Source organism: Legionella jordanis, assembly GCF_900637635.1.
Taxonomy (GTDB): Bacteria; Pseudomonadota; Gammaproteobacteria; order Legionellales; family Legionellaceae; genus Tatlockia; species Tatlockia jordanis.
Map to the genome: position 1 here is coordinate 710,980 of NZ_LR134383.1, position 14,425 is coordinate 725,404.

A 14,425-nucleotide genomic window follows, 5' to 3' on the forward strand; every position below is an offset into this window, starting at 1 on the left:
TTTATTTGTTGCTGCCTAAATAGGTTAATTGACTGAAAATACTACGTAATTCATTGAGATAGATTTGGATTTGATCCGTCGATAAATCGGCATGAATCAATTGTTTTTCATAGGATAATAGCAATCGTTTTGTATCAAAGTGAGCATAATTTAAGACATTGGTGACCGTGTCGCCACTAATCAAATCGGTGATTTCAAATTGCCCATCTCCAAGCAATTTCACGTCAAGAGAGTTGGTGTCGCCAAATAAATTATGTAGATTTCCAAGGATCTCCTGATAAGCACCCACTAAAAAGAAAGCAAGAGCATATGGATTTTCAGTGTCAAAAGCGGGCAGAAGCAATGTGGTATTGATGCTGTCGCTGCCCGTATATTCTTTAATGGTGCCGTCTGAATCACAAGTTAAATCTTGCAATATGCTGTGCATTTTCGGCATTTCAGTCAAATGAGAAATGGGTGCAACGGGGAATATTTGTCCGATTGCCCAGGCATCGGGAAGAGATTGGAAGAATGACAAATTGCAAAAAATTTTTGCGGCCATTCGTTCATTAATTTGTTTTAGTAATTCACTATCCCCTGGATTATTGTCATCCAGTTGTTGTTGAATACCAAAGCAAATGGCAGTAAAAAATTTCTCAACTTTTGCTTTTTCCTCTAGGCTGAGCACCCCATGTTTAAACATTGAGTGGGCTTCATCCAAGGCCAAAGTGGCGTAATTATAAATTTCATTGGCTGAGTTTTCAGACATGGATTGATAAGTATCCAAAATGTCACGAAGCACATGGGATTCCTCTGGTTCAATGCTTGGTAATTCCCGGCTTTGCTTAATCAGCTCGACATCGGTGATGTTGGTTACCAAGACTGCATGATGGGCAGTTAAAGCACGACCTGATTCAGATATGATATTGGGCTCAGGCATATTGGCTTCTTCGCAAAGGGGGCGAAGAGCCAGTAGGATGTTGGTCGCATATTCTTTGATTGAATAATTGATGGAGCAATCGGTTGTTGAATGGGTGCCTTCATAATCAACACCTAATCCGCCTCCCACATCGACTGTGGTGATGGGGGCTTGTAAACTGCGAAGCTCAACGTAGTAACGAGCCACTTCTTGCATACAATGACGGATGTCATGAATGTTGGCAATTTGCGAACCTAAGTGACAATGCATCAGTTGTAAGCAATCCAAAGAATTATGGGTTTTTAAACATTTAACCAAATCCAGAACCTGTTCAGCATTTAAGCCGAATTTAGATTTGGCACCGCCTGTGTTTTCCCACTTACCGGCGCCTTTGGTGACTAAACGAATACGAACGCCAATTTTAGGTTTTATCTCAAGTCGGGCTGATTCTTTTAAAATGATGTCCAATTCAGAACGTTTTTCGACAACGATAAACACTTCGTGACCCATTTGCTGGGCAATGAGGGCTGTCCTTACGTAGGAGCGGTCCTTATAGCCGTTACACACAATAGTGGAGGGGGTTTCACCCAATAAACCAATTACGGCCATTAGCTCAGGTTTACTTCCTGCCTCAAGGCCAATTGGATGTTTTGCCTTTAATAACTCTCTGGCGACGCTTGATTCCTGGTTTACTTTAATCGGATACACTAATTTATAGTGGCCACGATAATTGTTTTCTTCAATGGCTTCATTGAAGGCTTCATTAATTTTCAGTACACGATCACGAAGAATATCGGTAAAGCGAATGAGCAAGGGCAATTGTAAACCTGCTCTGCTTGCTGCATTGACAATGGCCTGCAACTCGACGCCGCGACTTTCGGCATTTTTACTGACTTCAATGTTGCCTTGCTGGTTTACAGTGAAATATCCTTCACCCCAATGAGCAATATTATATAAGTTGTCGCGATTTAATGTTCTATGTGGCATTAGGGTTCTTCCAGAAAGGGTTTAAGAGGGGCCAGCAATTCTTGATAAGTTTCAGGCTGTCTTTGGGCAGGAAAAGGGAATAAGCGCCCCCACAAAGCACGTTGGCTGAAATCAAGTTCTGTGACTAAAACCGCCGGTTCATTTCGGGGAGCTTGAACCAGTATTTCTCCTAACGGATTGCTGATAAAGCTGCTTCCATAAAATTCAAGGTCGTCTTCACAGCCAACACGATTGACTGCAACAATAAATGAATTAGCCATAATGCCTTGGGCAACCATCACCTTTTGCCACATGGGCTGACTGTCGAAACCTGGGGCGGTTGGTTCACCACCAATTGCAGTAGGATAAACCAATACTTCCGCGCCTTTTAAGCCATAAATACGCGAAAGTTCAGGAAACCATTGGTCATAGCAGGTAGGCAAAGCAAATCGATGTCCGAGCAGTTGATGAACAGGATAATTTGAATCCCCTGGTTTGAAGTAGTAATTCTCATGATATTTTTCACCACTGGGAATGTGCTGCTTTCTGGTTACAGCGGCCAATTCCCCTTTCTCATTAACTGCAATAGCCGTGTTATAACCTGCCTTTTCAAAGAGGGATGCCGTAATGCAAATTTTTGCTTTCTTGGCTAAAGCCTTTACAAATTGGGCAGTTGGCCCTGAGTCAATCTCTTCTTGATAGGGACTTGGGTCAACATCATGTCTTGTGCAGAAGTAAGGTGAAAGGGTTAACTCTTGCAAGCATACGATTTGCGCTCCCTGCCTGGCAGCGGACAGAATACCCTCTGCTAATTTATCCTGATGTTCTTTGGGGTTAGGATAGTATTTCTCCTGCACCAGACCTATCTTCAATTTGTCCTCAGACATGGCGATTCCCAGTTTAAAAAATGTGCTTAAAGATAACACCATTTCTTGGGAATCAAAAAGAGAACTTGAGAAAATACTTTAAATTTTCGACTGAACCAAGTTAATGAATGAATCTGATGTTTTTCATTGGCCATTAAGATTCTGTTAAGAATAATTGATTAAAATTTCATCATGTCGATTTAAAGAATTACATGTATGAAAAAGGCTTATACCAGCGCAGTGTTAATGTTACGTGCTTTGAGCAATTTGGATTTTTTTGGTTGGGTTCATGAGGATTATCGTGTGGATGCAGTAGCTTATATCCCCCTGTACGAAGCAAATAAACTGTTAAACCTAATGAATTTCCCTGAGGGGATACGTAAACAAGGCAGGGTTTTTGTTCACTCCAATTTTATAAGAGTGGTATTTTCTGGCATTAATATGGCGCCCTTGGTTCAAGATTTATGGGAGTTTGGTAAAAGCCAAAGCAAAACTCGACTAAGTCCAGTTCTGACTTTTAGCGAGTCTCGTGTGTTGAGAATTTGCACCATCTCTATGCCTACCGGCAGCTTTGCCAAGCTTTCCCCGAGAACGGTCGAGCAACAAGCTGAGTTGTTTCGTGAGCATGTAACAGCGGCCTATGGGATGATGATGAAAGACAAGCCCTTCTTACCGGATGAACTGGCCATCTGTGTATTACCTGAGTTCTATAGTCATTGTTCAGACCAAGGCAGTAATCGCTTGTTTATGTCTCATTCTACACAACAAAGTTTATTGGCACGCTACTGCCTGGTTAGCAAAGATACCCCAGGCCTGCTTATTATGGTTAACATTACGGCAACAACGGCTAATGAGGCGATTGATGATCTTGGGGTGAAAATTGGGCATCGACCCAAAATTCAAAAGACGAATATCTTATTTGGCCTTAAAGACGGCACAGTGGTTTATATGAGTTATAAACTCAACAAGGGGCCTGCGGATATCCCCGATGAAGAATTGCTATTTAGCGAAACAGAAAGAAACAGCTACTATCATGCCAAAGTGGATAAGGAGCTGATGAAATTGGCATACCTGAAGCAATTCAAAGGCATCACTTTTGCAGGGACAGTCTGCATTGATGCTTACGAAGGCGTCTTAGGCAAGTATTTGCAACAACAATATCCCCAGTTTAACGAGGATGAACTTGGGCCTGCCATCCAAATCATATCCTCAAGCTCCATGGCACTGCCGCTGGGATTTAAGAAACGAAGCGAATTAAACCCTGGCCAAGTAGTCACGCCTAAACAAGAACAAGGCTTAATTATTCAAGCCGACGGTCATGATAAGGAGCGACGTTCAGGTGTTTGGCTCGTTCATGGTGAAGACTTTAGCAGATTAAATCCTTATACAAAAATCAGGTTGAATCATCAGGTTTGTATTGAAGGATATTCTGTGCTGTTAAAGACGTTGCATAATCGTTTAAACAGTGAATTAGATGCTGACATTGATGAAATCAGCAATTCTGAGGCTGTCGAGGAAAGCAGTGCTTTGGATGCGAAGGCGTTTTAAGTTGACGTTAACTGGGATTGGCCAGCAGCGCATTGGCAACCTTAGACTGGTTTTTTTTGCCCAAGGCCTTACATATCATGTCACCTGCTGCGACAATTTTAAAAATATCAACACCGGTTTCGATCCCAAGACCATGCATTAAATACAACACGTCCTCTGTGGCTACATTACCGCTGGCACCACGTGCATAAGGGCAGCCCCCCAGACCAGCAACAGAACTATCAAATTTATCGACACCGTATTGCAGGGAGGCAAATATATTACTTACTGCCTGACCGTAAGTGTCATGGAAGTGCATCGCTAATTGCGATAAAGGCAAAAAACCTAACACTTCATCCAATACCGCTTGCGTCTGTTTCGCCGTGCCAACCCCAATAGTATCACCCAAGCAGATTTCATCGACCCCTAAACTCAGGAGTTGTTTTGAAACGAGAGCCGTTTGCTTCGGGCTGATTGCACCTTCATAAGGGCATCCCAATGCACAAGATACATAGCCTCGTACTCGAATGCGGTGCGATTTGGCCAGCTTCAGAACCGGTTCAAATCGTGCGATGCTCTCGGCAATGGAACAATTGATGTTGCGCTGATTGAATGATTCGCTTGCTGCAGTGAATACGGCGATTTCTTGGATCCCAGCCTCCAGAGCCTTGAGCATGCCTCGTTCGTTGGGGACTAAGGCAGAGAAATGAACTCCCTCAGCTTTATGAATGCCCTTAAAGACTTCTTCATTATCTGCCAATTGGGGGATGGCTTTGGCCGAAACAAAACTGGTTACTTCAATGTGCTGCAAACCGCTTTGGGCAAGAAGGTCAACCAATTCAATTTTTGTCTGAGTGGCTACAAAAGAAGATTCGTTTTGTAAGCCATCGCGCGGGCCTACCTCGACTATCGTAACTTGTTTAGGATAGTTCATGCTTATTCCCTAGTCCGTCTTAAGGGCGATTAACTCCGCCCCTTCATTCACTTGAGCCCCAACATCATAAAACAGTTCAGCCAAAATACCGTCTTCAGGTGCGTGGATGGTGTGCTCCATTTTCATTGCTTCCAGCACAATAAGACTATCACCTTCTTTAACCTTATCACCAATTTTCTTTAAAATGGCTACTATGGTGGCAGGCATCGGGGCAGTTAATTGCCCCTTTTTGCTGGCATGTCGATCCAGGTTTTGCCAATTAAAGCGCTCGACCGAAATTGCCCCTTCTTTAAAGAAAAGGTGAATGGTTTGCCTTTGATTGTCAACGAAGGCTACTTGCGTCCTTTCCCCATCATCAACGGTCAGTTGATTGTTGTCAAAGCGAACGTTTAATCGCAATTTTTTATGGTTTAATTCAATGAAAAAGCTGTGTTTGTCAATGGGATGAATTTTAGCTTCTTCTTCACGGCCTTCAATTAAATATCTTACATGCCAGTGGCTGGATAAATTCATCTGCCAGGCAAAGCAAGATTGGTATAAGGGGTCAGTGTTATTGTTAATCAAAGACAGGTAGTCGTGACTGGCAGCCATCAAAAAGGCCCATTCTTTGTCTGGGGATAGAAGGGAAAGTTTTTCCTGGTTTAAAAAATCGGTGCTTAAATCGGCATTAGCAAAGCGGGGGTGTTTGCAAATGGCTTGTAAAAAAGCAATATTGGTTTTAACCCCGCCAATGGCGTAGCGTTCAAGAGCTCTTTGTAAACGCTGCAGCGCTTGTTCGCGAGTAGAACCCCAAGCAATTAATTTAGCAATCATGGGATCATAATGCATGGTGATGCTTGAATTCAGCTTAACCCCGCTGTCAATGCGGATGCCATCCGCTTCGGGTTCTTTAAGGAAATGCAGTTGGCCGATGGAAGGAATGAATCCCTGGTTTGGATCTTCGGCATAAATGCGGCATTCTATTGCATGTCCATTGGATTGAATCTGCTCTTGTCCGCAGGGGAGTGCTTCATTGGCTGCAATTTTTAACTGCCAGGCCACTAAATCCAAACCGGTAATCATTTCCGTCACAGGATGTTCAACCTGAAGGCGAGTGTTCATCTCCATGAAATAAAATTGTTCACCGCTCACCAAAAATTCGACCGTTCCTGCTCCTCGATATTCAATAGAGCGAGCCACTTCACAGGCGGCATTGGCTAAGCCTTGGCGCATTGAGGCTGATAAATTTGGGGCAGGGGCTTCTTCAATAATTTTTTGGTGTCGCCTCTGAATTGAGCAATCCCTTTCAAACAAATGCACAACTTGGCCGTGATTGTCAGCCATAATTTGTACTTCCACATGACGAGGGTTTAAAATTAATTTTTCAATCAGCATGGTGTCATCGGCAAAACTTGCCATGGCTTCACGGCGTGCTCCTGCAAGGGCCTGCGAAAAATCAGCTTCATGATGGACTGCGCGCATTCCTTTTCCGCCACCGCCGCTTGCTGCCTTCAATAATACAGGAAAGCCTATTTGGCGTGCCTCAAGCAACAATCGTCCATCGCTCTGATCTTTGCCATGATAGCCGGGAGTTAGAGGGACGGAGGTGGATTCCAGCAATTGTTTAGCCAATTGTTTTGAGGCCATCGCTTCCATCGCCGAGACGGAGGGGCCGACAAAAATAATGCCGGCTGCTTCACAAGCTTTAGCAAATAGTGGATTTTCCGAGAGAAACCCATAGCCTGGATGAATGGCTTTGGCATGACTTCGTTTAGCCGCATCGATGATGGCTTCTATATTAAGGTAACTGGACTTCGCCTGAGCTTCTCCGATGTAGTAGGCTGCATCAGCTTGCTGAACGTGTAGGCTGTCTTTATCGGCGCTGGAATAGACTGCTACCGTTTCAATTCCCATCTTGCGACAGGTTCTTATAATTCGACAGGCAATTTCGCCGCGATTGGCGATTAGTATTTTGTTGAACATCGGCAATCCTAGTTCCAGTTAGGCGTTTCTTTATTTAAAAAAGCATGCAAGCCTTGTTGCCCCTCTGGGGAAACGCGTTTTTTGGCAATGAGGGAGGCAGTATATTGCAGAATCTCTTCTGTAATGGCTTTGCCGCTGACTTGCTCCACCAAGGCTTTGCTTTCCCTTACGGCTTGCGGGGCTAATTGCGTAATTTGCTTGGCATAAGTTAAAGCAAAGTCCCAAAGCCCTTCATCTGCGACGCAGTGATGTACAAGTCCCAGTTCTTTGGCGCGGGCTGCATCAAAGGATTCAGCGCTCATAAATAGCCATTTTGCTGCGCGCTCACCAATTGCTTTAACAACATAGGGGCTAATCACGGCGGGAATTAAGCCAAGCTTGACTTCCGAAAAACAAAAACGAGCCGATTGAGCGGCTATGCTGATATCACAGGCTGCGGCTAAACCTGCACCGCCACCAAAGGCAGAGCCTTGAATGACTGCTATTGTGGGTTTAGAACTGAGATGCAAGATGGCCATTACGCGAGCCAAAATTAACGCATCCGCCTGATTCTCCTCTTCACTAAAAAGAGCCATGCGTTTCATCCAGGACAAATCTGCGCCTGCTGAAAAGTGGCGGCCATTGGCTCGCAAGACAATGGCACGCACATCATCATCCGCAAGAGCTTGTTCCACATTATCAAGCAAGATGGCTAATAATTTATCATCAAAGGCATTATGTTTGTCGACACGATTTAATGTAATGATGAACACTCGATCTTGTATATCCGTTAATAAGTCGCTCACGACCATCTCCTTTGAGCCAGGCTCATTGATGCTTATGTCTATAGACCATTAGGACAAGAGATTATAAAGTTTATCACATGCGAAATACGCCAAAATGAGTAGGTTCAATTGGGGCATTTAATGCAGCAGACAAACTCAATCCCAGGATTTTACGACTGTCTTCTGGGGCGATGACACCATCGTCCCACAATCTGGCACTCGCATAATAAGGGTTCCCTTGCGTTTCGTATTGTGCCCGCAATTCAGCCTTAAACGCTTCTTCTTGTTCAGCAGGCCAAGTGGTTCCCTGCTTGCTGTGCTTATCCCGATTGATTTGTGCCAACACATTAGCCGCCTGCTCACCACCCATCACTGAAATTCTTGAATTTGGCCATGACCATAAAAAGCGGGGGCCATAAGCGCGTCCACACATGGCATAGTTACCAGCTCCGAAGCTGCCGCCTACTATCATTGTGAACTTGGGAACCCGGGCATTCGCTACCGCAGTTACCATCTTTGCTCCATGTTTGGCGATGCCACTGGCCTCATACTTGCTGCCCACCATAAAGCCAGTAATATTTTGCAAGAAAAACAATGGTATTTTTCTTTGGCAACACAGTTCAATAAAATGCGCCCCTTTTAAGGCACTTTCGCTAAATAAAATGCCATTGTTGGCAATGACTCCAATGGGGTAGCCAAACAGATGGGCAAAACCACAAACCAAACTCGTCCCGTACAAGGCCTTGAATTCATCCAATTCTGAGGCATCAACAATGCGGGCAATGATTTCCCGTATATCAAAGGGTTTGCGCGGATCAACCGGAACAATGCCATTGATCTCCTTCGGATCATATAGAGGTTCACGGCTTTCGATGCGCTGTAAGTTCAATGATTTTTGACGGTTAAGATTCGCAATGGCAGTTCTTGCCAAATGCAGGGCATGCGCATCATTTTCTGCATAATAATCAGCAACCCCAGAATGGCGGCAATGCACTTCAGCGCCGCCCAGTTCTTCTGCACTAATGACTTCACCTGTGGCGGCTTTCACTAAAGGTGGACCACCTAAAAAAATAGTGGCTTGGTTGCGAACCATAATGGATTCATCAGCCATGGCAGGAACATAAGCACCGCCTGCGGTGCAAGAGCCCATGACAACGGCAATTTGTGGAATGTTGGCTGCTGATAAATTGGCCTGATTATAAAAAATACGACCGAAATGATCGCGATCGGGGAAAACCTCATCTTGCTGCGGCAAAAAAGCACCACCCGAATCCACTAAGTAGACGCAAGGCAAGTGATTGGCTGCAGCAATTTCCTGGGCACGCAAATGTTTCTTAACCGTTAAAGGATAATAAGTGCCTCCTTTAACCGTTGCATCATTGACCACAACCATGCATTCGGTTCCGGAAATTCGGCCAATGCCAGTGATTATTCCTGCTGCAGGTACATGATCTTCATAAACCTGATAAGCGGCAAGTTGCGAGAGCTCGAGAAAAGGACTGCCTGGATCTAACAGTTGTTGTAAACGCTCACGAGGTAATAATTTGCCATGGTTTAAGTGCCTCTGCCGAGCCTTTTCATCGCCACCTTGTGCTATTTTTTCAACGGTTTGTTGCAACTGATTGACTAATTCTGTCATTGCTGCCTGATTTTCTTTGAATTCATTACTGGCAGGATTTAAACGGCTGATGATTTTGGTCATGGTAAATACTCAACGAATCAAAATATTACTAAGAACAATGACCAACCAAAGACACCAGGTTAGTTCAAAAAAATAGGGCATATCATTGCCCTTAACCAGACGATAAGTTAAACCGGGAATCGCTGCAATAATCACCGGAATGCATACTAGAAGTATAATTTTTCTAATAGCCAGTCCTAAACCAGTGTGGCTAAAAATGGGAGTTAATTTCATATTGATAAAGGCATAAACCATATCAATATAAACAATGAGCATGTGAGCAAAACGGGCGAACACAACAACCAGTATACTTAAAACCAGGTAAATGAGAGCTTGTCTGAGCATGTACATCCTTCGCGCATGATTATAATTATTGTTCGCTGTATGGCGATTCGGAAATTTATCGGTTTCGCATTGTAACCTTAGTGCCAGGCACCAAGGTTACAAAAAGAGTCTGACAATTACAACATCTCAATGGCCATCGCCGTAGCTTCTCCACCGCCGATGCAAAGAGCAGCTACACCGCGGGTTTTTTGGCGTTGTTTCAGGGCATGCATTAGGGTTACTAAAATTCGTGCACCTGAAGCACCAATTGGGTGTCCTAAAGCACAAGCACCGCCATGAACATTAACCAGCTCCTCATTGAGTTCCAGCTGGTGGATGGCCGCCATGGCTACCACTGCGAATGCTTCGTTGATTTCATACAGATCAACATCGCCTGGATGCCACCCAGCTTTATTTAATACTTTGCGGATAGCATCAACCGGGGCTGTAGTAAACCATTGTGGTGCTTGAGCATGACTGGCATGGGCGACAATGCGAGCCAGAGGAGTAAGCCCACGTTTTTTTGCATTGGCTGCAGTCATCAGAATTAAACTGGCTGCACCGTCTGAAATGGAGCTTGAATTTGCGGCAGTAACAGTACCATCTGCTTTAAAAGCTGGACGAAGCTGGGGTACCTTAGACAGTTTGCTTTCATCAGGTCCTTCATCTTTGTCAACGACAATATCCCCTTTTCGACCCGGAATGGTGACTGCTGCAATTTCCTCGGCAAAGGAGTTATTTTCTTGGGCTCGTAAAGCGCGAGTCATTGAGCGGATGGCATAATCGTCCTGTTGTTTGCGATCAAAATTGAAATGGCTGGCTGTTGCTTCCGCAAAACAGCCCATCAATTGTCCCCGATCATAAGCATCCTCAAGACCATCTAAAAACATGTGATCCTTAAGTTCACCATGCCCTAAACGATAACCTGCTCGTGCTTTAGAAAGCAGATAAGGGGCATTACTCATGCTCTCCATCCCCCCTGCCAAAACCACATTGGCTGATCCTGCTTTCAATAAATCGTGGCCGAGCATGACTGCTTTCATGCCGGAGCCACACATTTTGTTTACAGTAGTTGCTCCAGCAGAGTTTGGAATGCCGGCTGCAATGGCTGCTTGCCTAGCAGGGGCTTGCCCAATACCTGCCTGTAATACACAGCCCCCAATGACTTCATCGATGTCTGAAGGTGAAAGTCCGGCTTGTTCAATGGCCGCACGATGAGCAACGGCTCCCAGCTCAGGGGCGGATAAACTCGATAAGCTGCCAAGCAAACCGCCCATAGGCGTCCTTTTCGCAGCTACAATAACAATGTCATTCTGTTCCATGATATGTTTTCCTTATGCAGTTTCATTAAAAAGTTCACGTCCGATTAGCATACGTCTGATTTCAGAGGTGCCTGCGCCAATTTCATATAATTTAGCGTCCCTGAGCAGACGACCTGTTGGATACTCATTGATGTAACCATTGCCACCCAATATTTGTATGGCTTGCAATGCCATTTGTGTGGCTTTTTCGGAGGCTTGCAAAATCACGCCAGCGGCATCTTTACGGCTAATGCCTCCCATGTCGCACGCTTTAGCCACAGCATATAGATAAGCCCTACAAGCACTTAATTCCGTATACATATCGGCTAGTTTTCCCTGGATAAATTGAAATTCGCCAATGGGCTGGTTGAACTGTTTACGTTCATGAACGTATGGAAGTACCACATCCAGACAGGCTTGCATGATTCCAACCGGACCTGCTGCAAGGACTGTCCGCTCATAATCCAATCCACTCATCAATACTTTCACGCCTTGATTGACTTCTCCCAAAACATTTTCGGCGGGAACTTCGCAATGCTCAAAGACCAATTCACAGGTATTGGAACCGCGCATTCCCAGTTTATCAAGCTTTTGCGCGCTGCGAAAACCCTTAAATCCTTTCTCAATGATAAAGGCGGTGATTCCCTTGCTGCCAGCTTGTTTATCCGTTTTTGCATACACTACTAATACATCGGCGTCCGGACCATTGGTGATCCACATTTTGGTTCCATCAAGAATATAGTTGTCGCCTTCAGCGCGGGCCTGAAGTTGCATGCTGACCACATCAGAACCCGAGTTGGATTCACTCATGGCCAAAGCACCGACGTGTTCACCACTTATTAGTTTAGGCAAATATTGTTGTTTTTGCCTCTTATCGCCATTTAAATAAATTTGATTAACGCATAAGTTGGAATGGGCCCCATAACTCAACCCGACTGAGGCTGAAGCACGGGAAATTTCTTCCATGGCGATCACATGGGCCAGATAGCCCATATTTGCCCCTCCGTATTCTTCACTCACAGTAATTCCCAATAAACCCATTGTTCCAAGTTGTTGCCAAAGATGATTGGGAAAGCTATTGTCTGCATCAATTTGAGCGGCCAAGGGGGCAATTTCCTTTTTGGCAAATTGATAGACCGTGTCTCGTAAAAGATCGTAAGTTTCACCCAGATGATATTGTAGGCTATGCATGGATTGACTTCCTGTTACTTAAGCAAATAGGCTAGACTATACCCAATCAGATTCAACTTGCAATATCAATTTGTAAGCGACTGCAAAAACAAAATAGGGAGGTATTCATGCGAAAATTAGTGTTATGGGGACATCATGCGGATGAATACCAAGAAATGTTTGCATTAGCTAAAGACAATTTTCAAGGCAGTATCCTTGAGTACTGTTGCGGTCCCAGCGCGGTAAATGCTGAGTTAAGTCAAAAGGGAACGCGTGTGGTCAGTGTAGACCCTTTGTTTAATCTCGACAAAGACACTTTATTTAGCAAGGTAGAGCTGATTTTCCACGATATGGAAAGACGCGTCCTCAAAGAGCAGGACAAGTTTGATTTCAGTCTTTATGGTACTCCAGATGCCCTCATTGAGAAAAGAAGAGGGGGGATGGGCCAATTTTTTGCAGATTATGAAAAGGGCAAGCAGGAGAAGCGCTATCTCCCCATCAATAGCCTGAGTTTGCCCTTTGACAATTTTTCCTTTGATTTTGCTTTAAGCTCACATTATTTATTTGCCGACTTAGATGATCAGGACGTTGACTATCACCTTGAAGTTATTCAGGAATTGGCAAGGGTGGCCAAAGAAGTCCGAATTTTCCCACTCATTGATCGCTACCACCAACCCTCGCCTTTCCTGGGGCCGGTTCTCCTTGGCTTGCAAGAAAAAAATTTTGGTGTCGAAGTGAAAGAAGTCAGTTATCATTTGCAGCCAAGCGGCAATGCCATGCTCAGAGTTTGGGCAAGGGAATGTGTTTTATAGACTTTTGCTGTCCAAAATATATTCTTTCCTAATTGGGACTTCGAGCTTGCTTGCTTCTGGTTACTTGTCATTTTCAGGAGTTATTTGATGTATTCCCTTGTTCGTCCGATTTTATTTCAAATGGACGCTGAGAAAGCCCATGAGTTAAGCCTGAAAGCACTAAAGTGGATACCAAAAATTTGTTTTAAGCACTCCCTGGCCCAGCCTGTTTCAGCAATGGGTCTTGATTTCCCCCATCCTGTAGGGCTTGCAGCGGGACTGGATAAAAATGGCGAATATTTAGATGCGTTGAGTAAAATTGGTTTTTCCTTTATTGAAATTGGCACAGTCACTCCGCGAGCCCAGCAGGGCAATCCAAAACCAAGATTGTTTCGTTTGCCAAAAGCCAGGGCGATTATTAATCGGATGGGATTTAATAATCAGGGTGTGGATGCGTTGATTGCAAACGTTAAGAAGGCGAAATACCAGGGCATTTTGGGAATTAACATCGGCAAAAATAAGGAAACATCTTTAACGCGAGCAGCGGAGGATTATCTTTATTGCCTAAAAAAGGTTTATGCCTTCGCGTCCTACATCACCATTAATGTGTCTTCACCGAATACCCCGGATTTGCGCTTGTTGCAGCAGGATAAATTCTTTGCTGATCTGTTAGGCCAATTATGCGATGAGCAACAACGGTTGTCTCAGGAATTTAAACGTTGGGTTCCTTTGGTTGTTAAAATTTCCCCGGATGAAAGCGATGAGACTTTGAAGCAAATTGCCGATATTGTTGTGCAAAAGAAACTGTCAGGCATTATCGCCACCAATACAACTTGTTCACGAGAAGCCGTGAGCCAATTTCCCTATGGCACAGAACAGGGTGGTTTAAGCGGTAAACCACTGAGAAGCCGTTCAACGGAATGTTTGCGGTTATTAAAAGAAAGGGTAGGCAATGAAGTCAGCCTAATCGGTGTCGGAGGCATAGACGATTACGCTTCCGCGCAAGAAAAACTTAAGGCTGGTGCCTCGTTATTGCAAGTGTACACCGGATTGATTTATGAAGGTCCGCGACTGATTCATTCTTTACTCAGCCCTTAATATCATTTTCTTTTCAATAGGTTTTAATGGACGCAGTCTGAAAAAAAAATTACAATTATGCAATTCTTTTTTGCATATTCTTATCATTCTTCAATCATAAACTGAGATAGGATTTAGCTCCTATCTTGATAAAGGGGATTTTC

12 protein-coding genes are annotated in these 14,425 nt (G+C 44.3%); 3 read left to right on the top strand and 9 right to left on the bottom strand.

All coding sequences use genetic code 11. The features are described from left to right. Position 1: 1 nt before the first annotated feature. Together speA and EL203_RS03420 are read right to left on the bottom strand one after the other, a co-directional pair. Positions 2–1,885: a biosynthetic arginine decarboxylase gene (speA, locus tag EL203_RS03415; protein WP_058470509.1), complete on the bottom strand. Its 1,884-nt coding sequence runs from the start codon at positions 1,883–1,885 to the stop codon at positions 2–4. Continuing rightward, complete coding sequence (locus tag EL203_RS03420; protein ID WP_058472172.1) at positions 1,885–2,751, bottom strand: carbon-nitrogen hydrolase; 867 nt, start codon at positions 2,749–2,751, stop codon at positions 1,885–1,887. The genes speA and EL203_RS03420 overlap by 1 nt, the downstream gene beginning before the upstream one ends. A 195-nt stretch (positions 2,752–2,946) precedes the next feature. Here EL203_RS03420 and EL203_RS03425 point away from each other — a divergent pair, with 195 nt between their 5' ends. Then, positions 2,947–4,278, top strand: a complete 1,332-nt coding sequence (locus tag EL203_RS03425) for a hypothetical protein (RefSeq protein ID WP_058470508.1) — start codon at positions 2,947–2,949, stop codon at positions 4,276–4,278. 7 nt (positions 4,279–4,285) lie between these two features. On the opposite strand, the gene EL203_RS03430 is transcribed toward EL203_RS03425, so the two are convergent. From EL203_RS03430 to EL203_RS03460, 7 genes are all read right to left on the bottom strand, one after another. Further along, on the bottom strand, positions 4,286–5,191 hold the full coding sequence (locus tag EL203_RS03430) for a hydroxymethylglutaryl-CoA lyase (protein ID WP_058470507.1): 906 nt from the start codon (positions 5,189–5,191) through the stop codon (positions 4,286–4,288). A gap of 9 nt (positions 5,192–5,200) precedes the next feature. Further along, entirely contained in the window at positions 5,201–7,153 is a 1,953-nt protein-coding gene (locus EL203_RS03435) for an acetyl/propionyl/methylcrotonyl-CoA carboxylase subunit alpha (protein WP_058470506.1), read from the bottom strand. A gap of 8 nt (positions 7,154–7,161) precedes the next feature. Next, positions 7,162–7,938: an enoyl-CoA hydratase-related protein gene (locus EL203_RS03440; RefSeq protein WP_058470505.1), complete on the bottom strand. Its 777-nt coding sequence runs from the start codon at positions 7,936–7,938 to the stop codon at positions 7,162–7,164. Positions 7,939–8,011: 73 nt separating this feature from the next. After that, positions 8,012–9,619, bottom strand: a complete 1,608-nt coding sequence (locus EL203_RS03445; RefSeq protein WP_058470504.1) for a carboxyl transferase domain-containing protein — start codon at positions 9,617–9,619, stop codon at positions 8,012–8,014. 9 nt (positions 9,620–9,628) lie between these two features. Next, entirely contained in the window at positions 9,629–9,943 is a 315-nt protein-coding gene (locus EL203_RS03450) for a hypothetical protein (RefSeq protein ID WP_058470503.1), read from the bottom strand. Positions 9,944–10,059: 116 nt separating this feature from the next. Further along, on the bottom strand, positions 10,060–11,244 hold the full coding sequence (locus tag EL203_RS03455; protein WP_058470502.1) for an acetyl-CoA C-acyltransferase: 1,185 nt from the start codon (positions 11,242–11,244) through the stop codon (positions 10,060–10,062). A 12-nt stretch (positions 11,245–11,256) separates the two neighbouring features. Beyond that, positions 11,257–12,414, bottom strand: coding sequence for an isovaleryl-CoA dehydrogenase (locus EL203_RS03460; RefSeq protein WP_058470501.1), 1,158 nt, complete (start codon positions 12,412–12,414; stop codon positions 11,257–11,259). A 107-nt stretch (positions 12,415–12,521) separates the two neighbouring features. Between EL203_RS03460 and EL203_RS03465 the strand changes: the two genes are divergently transcribed. Next, positions 12,522–13,205, top strand: a complete 684-nt coding sequence (locus EL203_RS03465; RefSeq protein WP_058470500.1) for a hypothetical protein — start codon at positions 12,522–12,524, stop codon at positions 13,203–13,205. An 87-nt stretch (positions 13,206–13,292) separates the two neighbouring features. After that, positions 13,293–14,282 carry a quinone-dependent dihydroorotate dehydrogenase gene (locus EL203_RS03470; RefSeq protein ID WP_058470499.1) on the top strand — a complete coding sequence of 330 codons (990 nt, stop codon included), beginning with the start codon at positions 13,293–13,295 and terminating at the stop codon, positions 14,280–14,282. Positions 14,283–14,425 lie beyond the last annotated feature (143 nt).